13 protein-coding genes are annotated in these 20,309 nt (G+C 34.5%); 4 read left to right on the top strand and 9 right to left on the bottom strand.

Annotated features, from left to right (window positions below; genetic code table 11):
• Positions 1-20 precede the first annotated feature (20 nt).
• Positions 21-410 carry a RidA family protein gene (locus IPN31_15005; GenBank protein MBK8683183.1) on the top strand — a complete coding sequence of 130 codons (390 nt, stop codon included), beginning with the start codon at positions 21-23 and terminating at the stop codon, positions 408-410.
• 283 nt (positions 411-693) lie between these two features.
• On the opposite strand, the gene IPN31_15000 is transcribed toward IPN31_15005, so the two are convergent.
• The 7 genes from IPN31_15000 to IPN31_14970 all read right to left on the bottom strand — a co-directional run bounded on the left by IPN31_15000 (position 694) and on the right by IPN31_14970 (position 12,792).
• Complete coding sequence (locus IPN31_15000) at positions 694-1,578, bottom strand: EamA family transporter (GenBank protein MBK8683182.1); 885 nt, start codon at positions 1,576-1,578, stop codon at positions 694-696.
• Between the two features lie 51 nt (positions 1,579-1,629).
• Positions 1,630-2,670, bottom strand: a complete 1,041-nt coding sequence (gene galE, locus IPN31_14995) for a UDP-glucose 4-epimerase GalE (GenBank protein MBK8683181.1) — start codon at positions 2,668-2,670, stop codon at positions 1,630-1,632.
• A 4-nt stretch (positions 2,671-2,674) separates the two neighbouring features.
• Entirely contained in the window at positions 2,675-3,535 is an 861-nt protein-coding gene (rfbA, locus tag IPN31_14990) for a glucose-1-phosphate thymidylyltransferase RfbA (protein ID MBK8683180.1), read from the bottom strand.
• A 53-nt stretch (positions 3,536-3,588) separates the two neighbouring features.
• Complete coding sequence (locus IPN31_14985; GenBank protein ID MBK8683179.1) at positions 3,589-4,617, bottom strand: COX15/CtaA family protein; 1,029 nt, start codon at positions 4,615-4,617, stop codon at positions 3,589-3,591.
• A gap of 53 nt (positions 4,618-4,670) precedes the next feature.
• Positions 4,671-5,132, bottom strand: a complete 462-nt coding sequence (locus IPN31_14980; GenBank protein ID MBK8683178.1) for a hypothetical protein — start codon at positions 5,130-5,132, stop codon at positions 4,671-4,673.
• A gap of 117 nt (positions 5,133-5,249) precedes the next feature.
• Positions 5,250-7,223: a tetratricopeptide repeat protein gene (locus tag IPN31_14975; protein MBK8683177.1), complete on the bottom strand. Its 1,974-nt coding sequence runs from the start codon at positions 7,221-7,223 to the stop codon at positions 5,250-5,252.
• Positions 7,224-7,302: 79 nt separating this feature from the next.
• Positions 7,303-12,792, bottom strand: a complete 5,490-nt coding sequence (locus IPN31_14970) for a S8 family serine peptidase (GenBank protein ID MBK8683176.1) — start codon at positions 12,790-12,792, stop codon at positions 7,303-7,305.
• Positions 12,793-13,380: 588 nt separating this feature from the next.
• On the opposite strand from IPN31_14970, the gene IPN31_14965 reads away from it, so the two are divergent.
• The 3 genes from IPN31_14965 to IPN31_14955 are packed head-to-tail and all read left to right on the top strand — an operon-like array spanning position 13,381 to position 17,065.
• Positions 13,381-15,093: an FAD-dependent oxidoreductase gene (locus tag IPN31_14965; protein ID MBK8683175.1), complete on the top strand. Its 1,713-nt coding sequence runs from the start codon at positions 13,381-13,383 to the stop codon at positions 15,091-15,093.
• Positions 15,094-15,119: 26 nt separating this feature from the next.
• Positions 15,120-15,800 carry a hypothetical protein gene (locus IPN31_14960; protein MBK8683174.1) on the top strand — a complete coding sequence of 227 codons (681 nt, stop codon included), beginning with the start codon at positions 15,120-15,122 and terminating at the stop codon, positions 15,798-15,800.
• A complete protein-coding gene (locus IPN31_14955) occupies positions 15,797-17,065 on the top strand; it encodes an adenylate/guanylate cyclase domain-containing protein (GenBank protein MBK8683173.1) in 1,269 nt (422 codons plus the stop codon). Before IPN31_14960 ends, IPN31_14955 begins: the two co-directional genes overlap by 4 nt.
• On the opposite strand, the gene IPN31_14950 is transcribed toward IPN31_14955, so the two are convergent.
• On the bottom strand, positions 17,055-17,546 hold the full coding sequence (locus tag IPN31_14950; protein ID MBK8683172.1) for a cyclic nucleotide-binding domain-containing protein: 492 nt from the start codon (positions 17,544-17,546) through the stop codon (positions 17,055-17,057). The two genes, IPN31_14955 and IPN31_14950, sit on opposite strands and share 11 nt — an antisense overlap.
• Positions 17,543-20,284, bottom strand: a complete 2,742-nt coding sequence (locus IPN31_14945; protein ID MBK8683171.1) for a hypothetical protein — start codon at positions 20,282-20,284, stop codon at positions 17,543-17,545. The genes IPN31_14950 and IPN31_14945 overlap by 4 nt, the downstream gene beginning before the upstream one ends.
• Between the last annotated feature and the right edge of the window lie 25 nt (positions 20,285-20,309).

Genomic DNA, 20,309 nt, shown 5'->3' with positions numbered 1-20,309 from the left:
TTTTAATAATACAATTTAAAATGAAAAAAATTATCTATACAAAGTCAGCACCTGAGCCCATTGGACCTTATAGTCAAGCTACACAAGCAGCAGGGTTTATTTTTGTTTCCGGACAAATAGCAATTGATCCTGCAACAGGTGATTTGTTGCAAACAAATGATATAGCAGAGGAAACAGAAATGGTTTTAAAAAATTTAAAATCAATTATAGAATCAGCGGGATATAACATGCAACATATTTTAAAGTGCTCAATTTTTTTAAAAAATATGCAGCAGTTTGCAGAAGTGAATAAAGTGTATGGAAAATATTTTAATGAAGAACCTCCGGCACGAGAAACTGTGGAAGTGAGCGCATTACCCAAAGGGGTAAATGTAGAAATTAGTGCGATAGCTTATTCAATGGACAATTGACAGTGGACAATTGACAATGAAAAAAACTCATCATTAATTAAATGGCTATTGGCAGTTAGCAATTGGCTGTTAGCAAAATACATAGACTATTGACTTTAACAATGGACAATTGACAGTGGATAATTGACAATGAAAAAAAACTCATCACTCATCACTGATTATTCATCACTCATCACTGCTTTTTCTCACCATTCACCATTCACTATTCACTATTCACTATTCACTATTCACCATTCACTATTCACTATTCACTATTCACCATTCACTATTCACCATTCACCATTCACTTTTCACCATTCACTTTTATATTGATGATATAAACTCCAACAAGTATGAGCAGCATGCCGCCAATGTTTTGTATCGTAATTAATTCTCCATCTAATACACCAAGTAAAACAGCAACTACTGGAATAAGATAAGTAACCAATGTGCCGAACAGTGAATCTGTTTTTTGAATCAACCAATAAAAAACTATTGAAGCTACTACAGTTCCGAATAAGGAAAGTGCAAGTATTGCAGTAGTACTTTCATTAAAATTTTCCATATTAGATTTATTCCAGAACTCTGTGGTTAGTAAATAAATGCTTGCAGGAATTCCAATAAAAGCAAACCCCATTGCTCCCATTACAAGTGGATGCGCATGTTGCAAATAACGCTTTACAATATTTGCACTTGTGGCATACGATAGTGTTGCAAGCATCACTGGTAAAGCATATATAAAACCTATATCGCCTCCACCGGAACTATCAAAGGATACTAAAATTATTGCACCGATAAGTGCAACTGTTAAACCCATCATTTTATATTTCTGAAATGTCATTCCAAAAAACCAAACGCCAAGAATAAAAGTAAAAGCGGGAGTCATAGAATTCAGTACTCCTGCGATGCCACTTTCCAAATGAGTTTGAGCGTAAGTAAAACAAAAGGCAGGTAATCCACTTCCAAAAAAACCGGTCATGAAGTAAAATTTTATTTCACTGCGTTTGATTTTTTTATAATGAAAAAATAGAATAGGAAGTGTTGCGATAAAAGATGTAGTAATTCGCATGGCAGCTACTTCATCCCAGGAAAATGTTTTCAATCCAATCTTCATTAATAAAAATGAAAATCCCCAAACAACAGAAAGTGCAATAAGAATAATCCAGTTCTTCCGTGTGTAATGATTCACATAATAAAATTAGAAATTGTTATTATTCACTAAACAGATTGCGATAGCATGTTATTCCTCGCTTTCCTTTTCCATTTGCTGTTCCCATAGCCAGGCAGATTGCATCATGTCCTTAATACTGCGGGTACAATTCCAGCCCAATTCACTTTGTGCTTTTTTATTATCCGCATAAATAGCAATTACATCACCTGCTCTTTTTTCTGCTATTTCATAATTTAATGGGACCTGATTAATTTCAGTAAATGCATTTACCAATTGCAAAACACTCACACCATTTCCTGAGCCCAGATTAAATATTTCGCAGTTAGAATTATTTTTATTTTCAATTAAAAATTGTAATGCTTTTGTATGCGCATCTGCAATATCCATTACATGAATATAATCACGCACACAAGAGCCATCTGCGGTGGGATAATCATCGCCAAAAATTAAAAATTTATCTTGCTTACCAATTGCAGTTCTTGTAATTGCAGGAACCACATTAGAAGGAACACCCCAGGGAATTTCACCAATCATTCCACTTTCATGTGCGCCCACAGGATTAAAATAGCGCAATAAAATAAATTTTCTTTCTGCAGTTTTTACAGCATGATCTTTAATGATTTGTTCTGAAAATAATTTTGTCCAGCCATAAGGAGATTCCGGCGGCATGAGTTCTGTCAATTCATCAACAGGAAGTGAAGATGCATTTCCATACACAGAACAAGAAGAAGAAAATACAAAATCTTTTACATCAAATTCATCGCAAATCCGCAACATATTTATCAATGCATTAATATTATTATCGTAATAAATTAATGGCTTATCTACTGACTCTCCAACAGATTTAAATGCAGCAAAATGAATGATGCCCTGAATGTCGCCATGCTCTTCAAAAATTGACCGTAACTTATTTAAATCACGACAATCCACCCGATAATTTTGAAATGATTTGCCGGTAATATTTTTTATGCGTTCAGGAACATCTGTGCGAGATCTTGAAAAATTATCAATGGAGATAACTTCAAATCCTTTGTTCAATAAATCAATTGCAGTATGCGAACCGATATAACCACATCCACCGGTAATTAAAACTTTATAAGGTGTTTCCATCTGATTAACTAATAACTTTTAATAAATAACTTCCATAACCACTTTTAACAAGAGGTTGTGCAATTTTTTCTAATTGTGCTGCATCAATAAACTTTTTGCGGTAGGCTACTTCTTCAATACAACCAATATTCCATCCCTGTCTTTGTTCAATTACCTGAATAAATTGTGATGCCGCCATCAGTGAATCGAAAGTACCAGTATCAAACCATGCAGTGCCACGAGGTAACACACTTACTTTTAATTTCCCTTGTTGTAAATATTCTTTATTTACATCTGTAATTTCATATTCACCTCTCGGACTTGGTCTCAAATTTTTTGCAATATGCACTACATCATTATCATAAAAATATAAACCCGGAACTGCATATTTTGATTTTGGCTTTTCGGGTTTTTCTTCAATAGAAATTACCTTATTGTTTGCATCAAATTCTACAACACCATATCGCTCCGGATCGCTTACATGATATGCATAAATAATTCCGCCATCCGGATTATTATTTTCTGCAAGTAACTCACCTAAGCCTGCACCATAAAAAATATTATCACCTAATACCAAAGCCACTTTATCATTGCCGATAAAATCTGCACCTAAAGTAAATGCTTGTGCAAGGCCATCCGGACTTGGTTGTTCTTTGTAAGAAAAACTACATCCGAGACGAGATCCATCACCCAATAATTTTTCAAAACCGGGAAGGTCATGAGGAGTAGAAATTATTAATATATCTTTTATTCCCGCCATCATTAAAGTAGAGAGCGGATAATAAATCATTGGCTTATCATAAATGGGCATCAGTTGTTTACTGATAGCGAGTGTAATGGGATGTAATCGTGTACCAGAGCCACCTGCGAGAATTATTCCTTTCAAAATATAAAAATTTTAGCGCAAAGATAATCAAACACCTTGCAGTAAAATATATTTCAATTTATGAGCGGAGTAGTGTTGCGCTTGCGTGAATAAAACAGAATTGCAACTATGAAAAAAGTACATATAAAAGCAACAGATTGATGCAATACTCCAAGTGTAATAGGAATGCCGCCACTGCCTTCTAATAAAGTGCAAACTCCCAATAAAAATTGAATGCAAATAAATATTCCCAATGCGTAAGTTAATCTGCGCAATAATATATTTTCTTGTTTCCTGAATCTGATTACAAATGTGATAATAGATATAAAAACAATTGCGGCCAATGTGCGATGAATGAAATTTATAGCGATGGTATTTTCAAATATATTTCTCACTAAACCTGTATGATTATTCAATCCATCAGGAATAAATTTTCCTTCCATCAAAGGATAAGTGTTCATTATCATTCCTGCTTTTGTACCTGCCATAAATCCACCGAAAATAATTTGAGCTATCACTAATGCAAGTATGATTTTAATATTCTTATTGATGAGAAAATAATCAACGTTTACTTTTTTATTTGTAATACTTAAAGCGAGCCATTGCAAATAACAAAACACAAGTAATGCAAGCAGCAAATGCATAGTGAGGTTATAAGGACTTACCCATGGCATATCAATTAATCCACTGGCAACCATAATCCAACCCATTAATCCTTGCAAGCCACCCAATAAAAAAACAATCCATAATTTATTTTTCCATGTGCGATCAATTGTTTTTCTAATCCAAAACCAAATAAATGGAAATAAAAAAACCAACCCGATAAGTCGTGCCCAATTGCGATGTAAATATTCCCACCAAAAAATATTTTTAAATTCTGATAAAGTAAAATGTTGATTCACCAATTGATATTGCGGAAACTGTTTATACTGTTCAAACGCATCATTCCATTGCGCTGCATTTGTTGGTGGCACCGCACCCATAATTACACTCCATTCAGTAATAGATAAACCCGAACCGGTAAGGCGGGTAATACCTCCAATTAATACCTGAATAAATACCATAAATACACCCACCCACAACCAAATTTTTACTGCCCGCATAATTATATTCTTTTAGCCAAATAAAACTTCATATGCATTATTATAAAATAAAATTATTTATAAGGTACTGCTACCATTTTTATTTCATTCTTTCTACCATGATCTAATGCAATAGTAAGAGTAACAAATCCGGTTAATGAAGCTACACCACCTACAGCCATTAAGGGTACAGCAACTTCCTGACTGTCGTCGAATGCTGCAGATATCAATGCACCAAATCCGGCAAGAGCAACACCACCTAAAATCAAGCAGCTACCTACAGTAGCATTTTTATATACATGCAACATATTCTGATGATAGCCGCCAAAATCTTTTTCTTCAGGGAATTTTCCGATTGCGTTTGTAACACTTTCGGCACCCATATAAAATAAAGTACCAGTAGTATCCGTGAAATAATATTTATCTACAGATAGAAATAAAATATCTGTCTTTAATGAATTACCATTTTGAAATTGCAAAACATCTTTTCCCGGCTTGGGATTATGTTGTGCCTGAATAGTAAAAAAAGAAATCATGCAAATCGTAATTAATAAAATAAATTTCATACAGTGGTTTAATTGCTGCGAAGCTAAAAAGAAAAGAATTCTGAAATGCAGAATAAGATTTTATAAGAAAAATGGAGGAGAAAAATTTCAAGTAATTACCAACTGAGGTTCCGTAGCGGGTTCTACAAAATACATATCAATTTCACCAATGTTCTTTGCAGAAATTTTACCCCGATGACTACAGGAAAAACTATTTTTAATAATTGAATAGGTATATGAGGAAACATTTACTTTTCCCGGTTCACCGCTACTTTCCATGCGGCTTGCAATATTCACTGTGCTACCCCAGATATCGTATGCATACTTATTTAAACCAACCACACCTGCTACAACAGGGCCTGTATGAATACCTATACGTAAATCCCAACTTGGCAAACCTGCTAATGCTTTGTGTTTATTTTTTTCACGAATATATTCTCGTATTTCCAATGCTGCATGCACTATATCAAATGGATGAGAAGTGTTTATATCCGGAATTCCACCTGCACACATATAAGAATCACCAATTGTTTTTATTTTTTCAAGATGATATTTTTGAATTATTTTATCAAAGGCTACAAAAAATGCATTTAATTCTTCCACTAAATCATTTGGCGTCATACCTTGAGAAAGCATTGTAAATCCTTTAAAGTCAGTAAACAACACAGAAACACTTTCATAATAGCGAGGAGTAGCTTTTCCTTTTTCCTGCAATTCTTTAGCAACAGAAGTAGGCAAAATATTTAATAGCAATCCTTCAATTTGATCTTTTTGTGCATCCAGAATTTTATTCGTACGCACTTTATTTCTATATCCATAATACAGAATAAAAGCAATGATTACAATTAATGTCAATCCGATTAATGATGCGTTTTTTGCAAGCTCTTGTCTTTGAATAACCACATCCTGCAATTCTTTATCTTTCGTCAACAAATCAATTTCTGCTTCTTTCTTTTCAATTTCGAAATTGAATAACAATCCGGATAATTTTTTATCGGTTTCAATATTATAGATAGTATCTTTTATTCCCGAATACAATGTATTATAATCATATGCATTTTTAAAATCTGAAAGTGCAGAATAAGTGTTGGATAAGCCTTCATAAATATCTTTTAATTCATAAGTTGCTCCAATCTCCTGCGCAAGTGTTTCTGCTTTTTTATAATTAGAAAGGGATTGCTTGAAATTTTTCTGACCGGCATTGGTTGCTGCCAAGCCTTTCAGCGATTGCACCATATCTAATTTTGAATCCATTACCTGTGCAAGATCATACGCTTGAATATGGTATTGTAATGATCGGTCGTAATCTTTTTTCTTCAGATATAATTTGCCAATATCATTTAGTGTGTAAGGTAAATTTTCTGAACCTGTGTACGCATCTAACGATTGCATAAAATAACTGAGTGCAGTGGAATCATCTTGATAATATTCCATATACAATTCACCCAGATTTACGGTGACTGTACCAATAGCATCTTTATCATCCAAAGCAATACTTATAGGTAATGCTCTTTCATAATATTCTTTTGCAAGTGGTTTTGTATTGTCTTTATTATTGTAAAGTGCACCTATATTAATACAAGCAGTTGCAATGCGTAATTTATCATCTAATTCTTCTGCAAGTTTTAAAGCACGCAGATAATAATCCAATGCATTTACATCATCTCCCTGATTAAAATAAATACCGCCGATATTACTAAGCATATTTGCAACACCACTTTTGTCGCCTATAGAATCAAATACTATTAATGCCTTTTGCCATTGATCTAATGCTTCTACATAATCTCCTTTATAATAATTTGCAATACCCATTGATTTTAATGCGAGGGCTCTGCCTTTTTTAAATCCCAACTGTATTGATAAATTTCTTGCATTCTCCGCATTGGCTATTGCTGCACTTGGATCAACGCCATAATAATTAGAACTCAACTCAATTAATGTAAGTACCTTATTGGTATCCTCCGGCATAGATTTTAATACCGTTTTCAAACTATCAATTTCATCATCTTGTGCGAATGCATGTAATTGAAAAGTAAAAATTCCAATTACAAAAAATGTGAAATATAAAATGGTTTGTTTCATTGACAGTTTTAAAATTACTTAATTCAAAATATTTAAAAATAAAAAGGAGCGCCGTAGAAGCCCTCCTTTCTTATTATAGTTATTGCTTCACAATTTGAATTGTGGTTGGCTTATCATGATTTATAATTCTTACTACATACATTCCTTTGCTTAAACCGGACATATCCAATTGCACATAATCCGCTCCTTCCCCTAAATCATTTAATAATATCACTCTGTTACCAAGTGCATCAAATACTTCTAAATACGCATCATTACAAAGTGGCTGATTACTTAAAATTGTTAATGATTCAGAAACAGGATTTGGATAGAATCTATACTCCTGTACTTCGTCCATTTCTGCCATTCTTCCTACTTCATAACATGCACCAATATAGTCGCCATGCAAGATGTGAATTACAAATTCCCAAAAAGTGGTAATGGTAATTGTAGTTCCAAAGTGGCACATAAGAACGCTATTTTTAGTTACAGTTAAAGTGCCGTTTAAATATGTAACAGAATAATTTTCCGGGTTTGATAACACAATACCGGAAGCTACAATAGCATAAGTACCGGATGGACCTGTATATGCAGGACTGCTTGCATAATTAATATCAAGAACAACAGATGCATCATCACCATTTACAAAACCACTATATGTAGAAGTAAATAACGGTTCAGGATCATATTGATTAATAGTAATGTTATTTGCAGTTACAATTAATGATGCTGGAGTTACTGTTAGCAATCCGTTTAAATACACTGCATAATAATTCGCCGAATCAGTAAAGGTTACATCATCAATTACTACATCATATACTCCGGCATTTGCACCATCAATATCAGAACTCATTCCCGTATCATTTAATAAACTCAACTCTGGCATTTCGGCAATCACATTACTGTCAGCATCTTCATACACATAACCGTAAATAGAAGAAGCAACTGTTGAATCTGTAACAGTACCATAAACCGCTTCCGCAGTATCTGCTTTAAAATATAATGGAGCAGGAAGTATAGTAAGTGTTCCTAATCCATAAGTTATTTCAAAGTTGTTAGATAAGAAAGCAGCCGGCACTAAGATGTGATTACCCACTTCAAAACCTGTTATCAAATTTATTGGTGTGTAGCTGTATAATGTATCATCAGAATACACATCGTCTTCATCTATAATTACAACCGCATCATCGTTTGATCCTTCTGCAACTGTTTCACTATTTACTAAAGGTGAACCATTGATTAGCGCTTTTGCATTTACAACTGCATCACCATTTATCAATGCTTTTGCATTTATTAATGCTTTGGCATTTATCAGCGGACGAGCATTTGCTAACGTCGCATTTGCAGAATCTTCTTCATAACCAAATAATGATTCTAAAGCGATATCAATTACGTATGTAGTATCAATTTCCACATCACCGTTAATCAATGCTTTTGCATTAATTAAAGGCCGAGCATTTATAAGAGCCTTTGCACTTGTAAGGAAACTTAAATGTTCCAAATCAGAATTAATTAAAGGTCGTGCTCCCACTACATCAGATCCTTTTATATAAGCAACAGCATTCGCAATATTATCGGTATGCTCAGTTTCTAATTCAGTTAAAAATGCATTTGCTTCTACAAGTGGAATTAAAGAATCACTGTATTGATATTCAAAAGCAAACGCAGGAATTGCTTCGCCATAAATAATCGTATCATTTTTAGGAATAATATTCAATGGCATTTTATCAATCGCTAATAATCCATCTACCAAAAAGAAATTATATAGCTCAGCATATCCTGCATCAATACTATCAATTACCGGATGAATAAAATATAATCCCACATTTGAATTATTGTTAGCAGGTGTTTCAAAAGAGAGATAATCTAATCCTAAATCAGAAGCAGTTAAACCAAGCTCACTAATTAATGTAGTGTCTTTAATTATACTTACATCAAATGCAGGAATTGATTCACCAAAATTTTTACTCTTATCATTCGCTACAATAAATACATCTTCTTTTATTGGACTGTAGAAATAAATTGTATCAGATAATCCGCCATCATTTCCATTTAAAGACATGGGAGGAGTATATAAACTAATAGAAGGATTGCCGATGAATACCGGTATTGATGCAGTTAGCATACTATCATTTACATAGACAGTAAGAATAGTATCATCACGGAATATTACCACTGTATTTTCTGTGAGATAATTTCCTTCAATAATTATTTCAAATGGTTCTTCACCCGGAACAATACTATCATCAGGAATTGAAATTCCAGTAATTTCCGGAATAGGTGCGGCAAAAGTTTCCATAGCTGCATTTGCCTGAATAAATCCATAACCGGTGTTATAATCAAAGCCCGGAACATCCATATCAAGTGCAGTACTTCGCATTAATTCACGCACCTCTGCAGGTGTCATATTTACCATTTCATATTTTGCTTTTCCTTCCATTAATAAAGCAGCAACAGCAGCAGCATGTGGTGCAGCAGCAGAGGTACCATAGAAGTTAGGGAAGGCATCGCCATCTACGCTTGGCGCACCAAAATTTACAGTGGTATTTCCACCATTAGCAGCAGCAAAATCAGGTTTGTTTCTAACTACTCCATTTACCGGTGTTCCACCAACAGAAGAGAAGGATGCAATGGTTGGAGAAGTAACACCAAACTCAGGCGTATTTAAATAAAGTACTGCACCCACTGCAATAGCACCTTCTGCATTTGCCTGACCAACTAAAGTAGAGGTGTTAGAATTATATTCATTGATAATTATTTCACCACGGAATACAACATATTTAAATTGTACTGGATTATTTCCTGATGTATTTACTATTAAAATATTTGAAGACTGTATGGAATCCGGAACAGTAAAAGAAAGTACTTCTACAGGATCTCCATTTGTATTATCACGATTCAAACCAAATAGCGTATTGCCATTATCATAAGCAAGATAAATATCTAAATCATTTTGTGTTCCTGTATAAGTTTGACCAATAGAATAAATGGAATCAGACCATTGCAAAACAATTGTGTAAGTGCCTGGAGCAAATGTTACACTTTGAAAAATATCACCTCCACTAAAATCATGTGCATAGCCGGTTAATCCTGCCGGTGGTGCTACACCATTGAAAGTAGATTCATACGCTTTTGATCCAAAATTCCCGGCAGCAGAAAAATAAACAACACCATCATCCACTACTTCATCCACTGCTTGTGCAACAATACCATCTTGAAAAAATGGCTCGTAGATATACGTAATATCATCCACAATTATATCACAGCTATCATCTCTCAATGCTTTTATTCCCACTGAAAAATCTCCTGCAGAAATAAATCCAGTTCTGAAAGCTAATTCTGCTTTTGGGGCTATATCATGTATCAATTGCAACATTGCTCTTCCTTCATCTAAGCGCACACCAAAAGGATAATCTTTTAGCACATGTACAGGTGTTGGATAATCCGGATTTGCAATGCCGGGTAAATCTTTATTTGCAACATCTATTGCCGCAGGGTCTCCTGCAATTTTATTATAGCTATCGGATAACACACCAATTTTAATTCCGTCACCTTCCAAACCATAACCTGTTCTTACAAAATCCGAACGCATTGCTTTATCACCAAGTGTATAGGCAATTCCACTATTGGATAATGGTTGATATAATGGACGAGCATAATTAATAATCTCTGGAAGTTCATTTAATAACGGCAGGTGAGCAATAGGGAAAAGTCCTGTAATAATTAATTCATAATCGCCATTGTCAAGAATATTTGTTAATCCATATTCCGGTGTAGTCAATAAATTTATTACATCATCATAATGACCTGTATTATAAATTATTTCAATATAAATACTATCGCCAGAGAAGAAGAAAATATTTGATAATGGAGAAACATCACCTTCCGGATCCTCGGATAAAGAAAATAATTCAGAGCCGATAACATCTTCTGATTTTCCTCCCTCAGGTGCATTCACAATTGGGAAAATACATGGACCTTCTATTACAGAAACTGCATCTGTTAAACTGATACAACCAGTAATAGAATTTGTAACTGTGAGTACATAAGTGCCAACAGCATCCACTTCCGGATTTGGTGTATCAGCACCTGAAATAATATGTCCACCATCATTTGATTCCCATGCATAAGTTACATCCAGCATATCTGATGAACCATTAAGAGTTGCAATACTGTCAACGCAATTAATAGTTTTATCTGCACCTGCAAAAGCATGTGGCAATGCATTTATAATAAGATTAGTAGTAATCACTGAATCACAACCTGAAGCAGTTTCAAAAGAAGTAATATATGTATCAGTTGTTGTTGCTTCTAATCCGTCAGGAAGAATATAAATTTCACCCTCACAAATTGTTGCTTCCACTGTTGCGCTTGACTCAGAATACACAGTAACAGTTTGCACACATGTTACATCATTACCACATGCATCAATAGCTGTCCAAATAATTTCTGTTGTACCCAATGGGAAATTATAAGTAGTAGATTCCGATAAATTATTTGTGATTGTAATTGCACCTGCACAATTATCAGTTGCAGTTGCAGTACCAAAATTAATTGAGGCATTTGTTGCACCAGATTCAATACAAATATTAATGTTATCAGGACAAATAATTTCAGGATCAGTTTCATCAGCAACAACAGTAAAAGTTGCAGAACAAGTTGTAATTAAAGGAGCACAAGAACTAGTATAAGTGAACGTAACTGTTTTGATTCCACCACAAGCCAATGGAGCACCTGTACTGTTGTTTGTTAATTCAGCAGAACATCCACCCGATGCTGTTGTAGTTGCAAGCCAGGATGCATAAGCTGCATCTACTGCAGTTTGTGTTTGACATGATGCAATCGTTGTATCAGAAGCACAGTTTAATGCAACCAGAGTTGCCAATGAAGCACATCCATCACCGTTATCTTCATCAATTGAATTATTATAATTATAAAAAAGAGATGCACTTCTTGGCGAACGACTTCCACCAAGATTTTTTACTACACGTACACCAAATATTACTTTTGTTTTCACATCATAAATAGCAACACATACACTTGTAGGAGCAACGGTAACATTGCTGTAAACAATAGTAAATGTGCCCGTCTTATTGGGGTACGGTTCATCTAATCCATAAGGAAATAATACTCGTGGAGTTGTAGCATAAATTCCAATCACACCTGATGCAATTCCGATATCTGTATAATCTCCCGAAGGATAGGATGCTGCTGATGCAAAACCATCAATATCTGATGTAGCCATTTGACCTAAGAATTCATCCATCGCTGTTGTACTACCTGCACTTAGATTTCCACCGCTTGTCCAGGTATATGGATTGTCGGATGGTTGTGGTAAAATACCATCGCCATTTAAATCAGCAAATGTTGCAACACCAATTGCTTTATTTGATTTGATACTTGCAAATGACCAGTTAACTGTTAGCGTTAATTCCTGAGTTGCATCATTATAGCTTGCAACTACTCCGGTGGGATAACCACCATCTGCTTTCACTAAAAATTGAATGAATAAAAAAAGAATTACTAAAGAAAAGAGTTGAAGATTTTTAATCCTTAAACTTTTGCATACTGCATTGAAAAAGTGTTCCATAATAATTGGGTTTGGTTCTTGGTTCAAAAAAATTAAATGTGCTTGGTTTTTTGGATGTGAGATTGGAAAGCAGTATTCGAAATGTATTTCTACTTTTCATATACAAAATAGGACCCCACTGAAAAGATATAGTTATGATTAAGCAGACAAAAAATTGCTGAGGAAAGATTGCTATCAGAATGGTAGCAACAATAATTACAAGTAGAATAGAATTGAAATGAATCAACCCCATCCAATTGGTTGCCTTCATATTAGGTTCTTTAAATCGCCAATCAAAGCTAAACTATAATTAACAAAGTACAAATAAGAATGACAGGGTAAACAGGCATACTTGCTGCGTTTACTATTAATGAAAGATTAAAAAATATAATATGACATTTTACAGATAAGTGTGCATTGTATCCGTTAGCTTTCACCTCATCCCACTAAAAATCAGGTGCATATTTTATGTTAAGCAATAGGTTCGATACACCAATAACATTGCTTGCTAAGAAAATTGAATTAATTGTACTTTTAGCTTTCTATTACTATAGTGGGGTATAACGTTCTTTATTGCTAATTAACCCTAAAAACCAACAACCTGAAAATATGAAAAAAGTAATTGTAATAGGAGGCGGAGTTGCAGGGATGAGTGCGGCTCAGGAACTTGCAGAAAGAGGAATGCAAGTGGAAGTTTATGAACGCAATCCCTGGTATGCAGGAGGCAAAGCACGCAGTGTAAATGTCCCGGATACGAACTTGCTTCACCCTGATAAATATTTACCCGGCGAACATGGATTCCGTTTCTTTCCCGGCTTTTATAAACATATTACAGATTCCATGAAACGCATTCCATTCACCAACGAAAATGGAGAAAAGAATGCAAATGGCGTGTATGATAATCTTACGCAATTAGATAGAGTTATGATTGCCGAATACGGTAAGCTGCCTATTATTTCTATAGTAAACTTTCCGCATACCATTAGTGATTTCAAAGTATTATTTCATTCTGCTTTTGGCTCTAATACCGGATTAACCAAAGCAGATATTGAATTTTTCGCTGAAAGGGTATGGCAACTTATGACATCTTGCAGTGAACGTAGAATGAATGAGTACGAACGTTTAGGATGGTGGGAATATATGGATGCAGATGGGCACAGTGAAATTTATCAGCATTTATTAGTAGAAGGATTAACTCGCACTCTGGTGGCGGCAAAAGCAAAATTGGCTTCCACAAAAACAGGTGGAGATATTTTCATTCAGTTACTGTTCAATATTACTAATCCGCATATTAAAGCAGACCGTGTTTTAAATGGACCTACAAACGAAAAATTTATTTATCCATGGATGGCTTATTTAAAATCAATGCAGGTAGATTATCAGCTTGGTTGGGAATGCATAGATTTAAAAATTGAGAAGGATGTAATTACCGGAGTTGTTTTAAAACACCGACAATCACAAGAAGAAAAAACGGTTACAGGAGATTATTATTTATTAGCAACGCCAGTGGAAGTTGCTTCAAAATTATTTCAACGCAATCCGGCAATTATAAATGCCGATTCTACTTTGGCCGACATTGATAAACTTGCTCCCGATGTATCCTGGATGAACGGTATTCAATTCTATTTATCCGAAGATGTGAAAGTAAATCATGGTCATGTAATTTATTCCGACAGTCAATGGGCACTTACATCCATTTCGCAGATGCAGTTTTGGGGAAAATATGATTTGAATCAAAGAGGTAATGGAAAAGTAAAAGGGGTGTTAAGTGTAGATATTTCCGACTGGACAACAAAAGGATTTAATGGCATGACAGCGAATGAATGCACACAGGAACAAGTGAAAGATGAAGTGTGGAAACAACTGAAAGAAAGTTTGAATGTAGAAGGCAAAGAAATTTTAAAGGATGATATGCTGCTGTTTTGGTATTTAGATAAAGACATTCATAAAGTAGGATATGAAAAAGATGTAAACTTCGAACCGCTTTTAGTAAATCTTGTGAATACATGGTCCTTACGTCCGCAGGCATACACACAAATTTCCAATCTGTTTCTTGCTGCTGATTATGTAAAAACATATACCGATTTGGCAACAATGGAAGGCGCTAACGAAGCAGCTCGCCGTGCAGTAAATAGTATTATGGATGCAACAGGTGAGAAATACAAAATTGCTGAAGTATGGAATTTACATGAACCGATATTATTGAGTTATTATAAATGGCTCGACAAGCGCAGATATAAAAAAGGTATGCCATGGAAAATCCATGTACCATGGTTTGCACGAGTGTTGAATTTTATTTTTAAGTTCATTTATAAACACTAATAATTTAAACCTGAAAAAAAATTTAAATGACAATTTGGGAATATGTGAAAGAGCCACATCCATGGTTCGATACCACGAATTACACGCCACTTCAAATAGCATTATTTTTTACCGGTGCTATGCTTTGGATTGTTGCTTACATTGAAATTATTCGCATGGCATGGAAACACAAAACGGTGATAATTCCTGCTGTTGCCGTTGTTTGTAATTGGGGTAATGAAATTGGTGGCGCATTTTTTTGGGTGCCGGATATGGGCAAGGCATTAGTGCTTGCCTATTGGGGATGGTTTCTATTAGATATTTTTATTGTGTACAAAACATTTCAATACGGCTACAAACAATTCACTACTGATTTTTTTAAAAATAATCTCCGCTTATTATTGGTAATGGGTTTAATGGCGAGTATTCCTTTATCCAGTTTTTTTATGGTGCAATACGATCTGCCTATGGGTGTTATTGATGCCTACATTGTAAATGTGGTGATGTCAGTTTCATTTTTAAGTTTACTTTTTGTACCCAACTTCCCTGAACATTCTGTTGTATTGGCTTGGGCAAAGTTTTTAGGTACCGGCTGTATCAGTATTATGTTTCAATCCAAGTATCCGGAAAATCATTTTCTTACTGTAGCATATTTTACTGTAGCTGCTTTCGATATTCTATTTATTATCTTGATGTATAAAAAAAGAAAACGCATGGCTTTAGTATGAAAATTTCACAACTGATAAAATATTTTTTTCCTGAAAATTTAATTGAGGATCAGGATATAATTCGTAAACATGGATTGTTTATCAGTATAAATTTTATTACCGCAATCTTCGGTTTGTTATATGGCGTATTAAGTTATTTCATACACTTTGAAGTAGGTGTTTATACAATGGCTTTTTCATTTCTCTTTTTTATTACTCTACCTTTTTTACTGCGTGCAGGAATTAAATTAAAGAAGCTGAGTTATGCATTTGGCTTTTATACAATTGCACTGAATGCAATTCTTGTTTACTATTCCGGTGGTTTATTTATCTCACCTGTAACTCCCTGGATTATTATTACTTCACCTATTATTTTAATTTTTACAGATCTTCCTTCAGCAATATTTTTTACTATACTTTGTGTATTGTATGTTTTGGTATTTACTTTTGAAAAAGTACAAATTGTAAATTTTCCATTTACTTACGATTCACAATATCACCTGATGTTTCTCACCATAGCATTAAGTGGTTTAGTGGTAATTCTTTTTATGGTGACAAATACATTTGAGCGCACAAAAAATAATGCACTTAACCGATTATTGGAAAAGCAAAAAGAATTAGAGAATGAAAAAGAAAGATCAGAAAATTTATTGCTGAATATTTTTCCTTCTGAAATTGCAGAAGAATTAAAATCCAACGGAAAAGCAGAAGCAAAACAGCATGAATTGGTAACTGTATTATTTGCAGATATTGTCAACTTCACTAAAATTGCAGAAAAACTTTCACCGACAGAATTGGTTGCTGAGTTAGATTATTGCTTCAGTAAATTTGATACGATTGTAAGCGAGCATCATTTAGAAAAAGTAAAAACAATTGGCGATGCATATATGGCGGCGGCAGGTGTGCCTGCAACAAATACGGCAACTGCAGAAGATGCTGTGCTAACCGGATTAGCAATGCAAAAATTTGCTCAGCAGCGCAAATTAGAAAAGTTAGCAATAGATGAATTTTATTTTGAATTTCGAGTTGGAATTCATACAGGACCTGTTGTAGCTGGTGTGGTGGGAAATAAAAAATTTGTGTATGACATTTGGGGAGATACAGTAAATCTTGCAGCCCGCATGCAGCAAGCAGGTGAAACAAGTAGAGTAAATATTTCGGAACACACACATCAGTTAGTGAAGCATAAATTTAATTGCAGTTCACGTGGAAAATTAGAAGCAAAGCACAAGGGTGTTTTGGAAATGTTTTTTGTAGATTCCAGATTGAGTAAACCTATGGCTTAGTTTCTTGTGCCGTTGCCTGATCAGCAGTCATCTGATTTATTTTGCGCAGACGAGAGCATAATATCTTTACAATACCTCTTATAATTTCCGGACGTGATTCAATTAATTCATAAAAGGCCTGTTGCTCAATTTTAAAAATTGTACAATCCGTATTTGCAAAGGCACTAGCCGATCTTGTTTCTGCATCCAATAAAGACAACTCACCAAATACATCATTTTCTTTCAGTATAGCAAGTATTACTTTTCCTTTTGTGATACGCACATTACCACGATGAATAATATACATTGCATCGCCAATATCTCCTTCCTTAAAAATTTCTGTATTCTCTTCGAACTCGATTTCTTCCAGCAGAGAAACTACATCTGCTAAAATATTTTCAGGTGTTTGCGAAAACACGTTGGTAGCTTTTAATATCAGTACTTTCTCCAGAAGCAGGAGTTTTCCTTTGCTGTTGTTTGATGTTGATTCTTTGTTGCTCATGATAATGCAAATATGGCGGTTTCTTTTAATACTGGATGCTGTGCTTTTGTATAGGGTAACACAATGTTCTTTTCTAAATGTAAACTATTCTTCTTTTCTGTATAAAGGGAGCAAGATTTTGTCCAGTCCAGATAACTGAATCTCCTGTTATTTAATACTCCTATCATTACATCTTCTATCTGATGCATCATAATGTTGTCAGGTAACTTAATACGACTCCAGCGATGCTGCAAATCTTCCGTTTCAAAGAGTAGTGAAAAGTGGCGTACATGATTTTTTGAAACATTCATTTCCAATAATTCGAATGCATTTGCCAATGTATGACTTTCATTAATATGAAATGCCAGCCGCACTTCTTCAATATGCTCTGTATTATAAATAAATGTAAACAGATTTAATACCGATTCACGAATAATGTCTAACTCAAGTTGTAAGGCATTCATTAAAATTATATACTTATCCTTTAAAGGTAAAATTGCATGTTGCATATGTAATGATTCATCGGCTTCCGCAAAATAACTTTCAATTAATTCTTCGGTTTTTGCAAGCATGTGTCCTTTTGCTTTATAATTGCAACGCCTTAATGCTTTTATAATTTTTTCCTTATATTCTTTTTTAGTATTCAATAATTCAATCAACAAATTCACCGCATCCACTCCTTTTATTCTACCACATAGCGCAATTAATTTTTCATTGGCAAAACTATCCGCAACATGCATATTTATACATTGCTGAATGTAGGGAAAAGATTTTTCCTTTGCATTTTGAAAAGCTTTAATCACTTCGGCAGTATGTGTAGGATATAATTGCACCAGCGATTCTAATAATTGCGGATGCGCATTTTCTCCGGCAGAATGAATTGCAACAACAGCTACGGAATTATCCGCATCATGCATCAGTGTAATCAATAAATTTCTACCTGAATCATGTACTGCATGCACTAAAGATTTAGCAGCATATTTTTTATTGTTGTAATCATTGCTTGATATATACTCTCGCAATTTTTCAATACTTCTTTTTTGTTGAAATTCATTATTAGAATGCACCAAATTAGCTACTACCACTTTTCGAATTTCTTCATCTGCATGATCCATGAGCTGTGTTACATGTTTGGTATTCGTACTGGTTTTAGAATATAATTCAGCGGCATGTTTGCGTAAATGCGACGAATAAGATTCATTTTCCAAAATGCGTAGCAATTCATTTTCAATGGAAGGGATTGCATTAAACTCTGCAAGTAATAATCCTTCTGCAATCACATTTTCATCGCTATGCGTCAGCGCCATTTTAATAATCGTTTCTACTTCCGGATGATCATTGCCACGCAACATGCGCAATAAATGCACAAGCTCCGTATGTGGTGCTGTTTTTATTTTAGATTTTATCAAACTCAAAGTTTCCGCAGTAACTAAATTAAATTCTCCGGGGTGATAGGTGCGGGCACTCAAATTATTAAACAGCGTAATAAAATATTGTTGGTTCACAGCAAACACCATCGCCATCCATCCAAGTGTTGGAATAATTACAGTAACTAGTATTAACTGCCAGTCAATTTTAATTTCAAAGCTCAACAAAGCAACTATGAAAGCACCAACCAGCAAATATGAAAATGGATCCATGATTCCTTTAATCACATTATGGGCACGCAATCTATCGTGCGCATGCAGGGGTTGAATAAGACTGAGGAAGACAGGTGTATTTACAGAGCTTCTGAATATTTCTATTATAATACAAGTGATACCCAAAGCATAAAAAACATAGGTTGTATTTTGATTTGATGAATGAATTAAAAAGATAGAAGCAATTAAACCCAGCAAAATAATTGGCGTTAATAACAGCGAAAGTTTTACTCCCAGATTTTCAACAATGCGACTGGTAAATATTAATCTGAAGAACAAAGAAAAAAATCTTGCCGTTGCAAGAAATATTGCAATGAATTGCGCAAGTTCCACATCATTATATCCCGCTTTTTTTACCTCACCATAAAATGCAAAGTTGAGCAATAAATCCACCATCATTGCAGTAAAAGATAAGATGGCAATAAACAGAATTAATTTATTTGCTGTAAACTTTTTAACCAGTGTTTTTACCTGACCTGTTGGCGCATGATGAATTGTTTGACCAACAACTCTTTGTATTTTACCTGACTTGCCAATGCTGATTAAAAATGGTATGGATAATAACATGGAAACCACACCTGCCAACATCAAATTTGAAATGCCTATATACACTACAAACAAAGAAGCCAATGTATAACCAATCAATTTTGCAGGAATTTCCCCTGCGCTGATTACACCAAATAATCGTTTGCTTTGCCGCACATTAAATAGCAGTGACGCAATTCCCCAAAATTCAAAATTGTTGTATAAGTACAATACATTAAACCATGCTACAGCCCAATAAAAATATGCTTCACTATGCGTACGCCCTTCAATAATCTGAAACACCAGCATACTTGCCGCCATAAATATTGTAGTGTATATACTGAGTTTCTCAGGAGATATGCGATGTTCGAATTTGGAATAGATAAAACCAAATATCCAAAGTAAAAATGCGGAGAGAATAAATACCCGCCATAATTCTGTTATAGGAAAATGATGCAGAAATTCTGCGTAGGTAGTTGTAAAAAAGAAAGCGAGTGCAATACCTTGAAAAAATTGTAACCAGAACAATCGCTTCACTAACCACACTTCCGCTTGTCTGACATTTAACAGTGTTAAAATTCTTTCAGTTGCCATTACTAATCTTGCCCCCCATTCTTAT

It is taken from the genome of Bacteroidota bacterium (genome assembly GCA_016715425.1).
Taxonomy (GTDB): domain Bacteria; phylum Bacteroidota; class Bacteroidia; order Chitinophagales; family BACL12; genus JADKAC01.
The sequence above is the reverse complement of the archived record's forward strand: the minus strand, read 5'-3'. Positions and strand labels throughout refer to the sequence as shown.

Bases quoted from the DNA above. Each gene is read 5' to 3' on its own strand.
- IPN31_15005 (MBK8683183.1), top strand. From the start codon at position 21: ATGAAAAAAATTATCTATACAAAGTCAGCACCTGAGCCCATTGGACCT.
- galE (MBK8683181.1), bottom strand. From the start codon at position 2,670: ATGGAAACACCTTATAAAGTTTTAATTACCGGTGGATGTGGTTATATC.
- IPN31_14985 (MBK8683179.1), bottom strand. From the start codon at position 4,617: ATGCGGGCAGTAAAAATTTGGTTGTGGGTGGGTGTATTTATGGTATTT.
- IPN31_14980 (MBK8683178.1), bottom strand. From the start codon at position 5,132: ATGATTTCTTTTTTTACTATTCAGGCACAACATAATCCCAAGCCGGGA.
- IPN31_14975 (MBK8683177.1), bottom strand. From the start codon at position 7,223: ATGAAACAAACCATTTTATATTTCACATTTTTTGTAATTGGAATTTTT.
- IPN31_14970 (MBK8683176.1), bottom strand. From the start codon at position 12,792: ATGGAACACTTTTTCAATGCAGTATGCAAAAGTTTAAGGATTAAAAAT.
- IPN31_14965 (MBK8683175.1), top strand. From the start codon at position 13,381: ATGAAAAAAGTAATTGTAATAGGAGGCGGAGTTGCAGGGATGAGTGCG.
- IPN31_14960 (MBK8683174.1), top strand. From the start codon at position 15,120: ATGACAATTTGGGAATATGTGAAAGAGCCACATCCATGGTTCGATACC.
- IPN31_14955 (MBK8683173.1), top strand. From the start codon at position 15,797: ATGAAAATTTCACAACTGATAAAATATTTTTTTCCTGAAAATTTAATT.
- IPN31_14950 (MBK8683172.1), bottom strand. From the start codon at position 17,546: ATGAGCAACAAAGAATCAACATCAAACAACAGCAAAGGAAAACTCCTG.
- IPN31_14945 (MBK8683171.1), bottom strand. From the start codon at position 20,284: ATGGCAACTGAAAGAATTTTAACACTGTTAAATGTCAGACAAGCGGAA.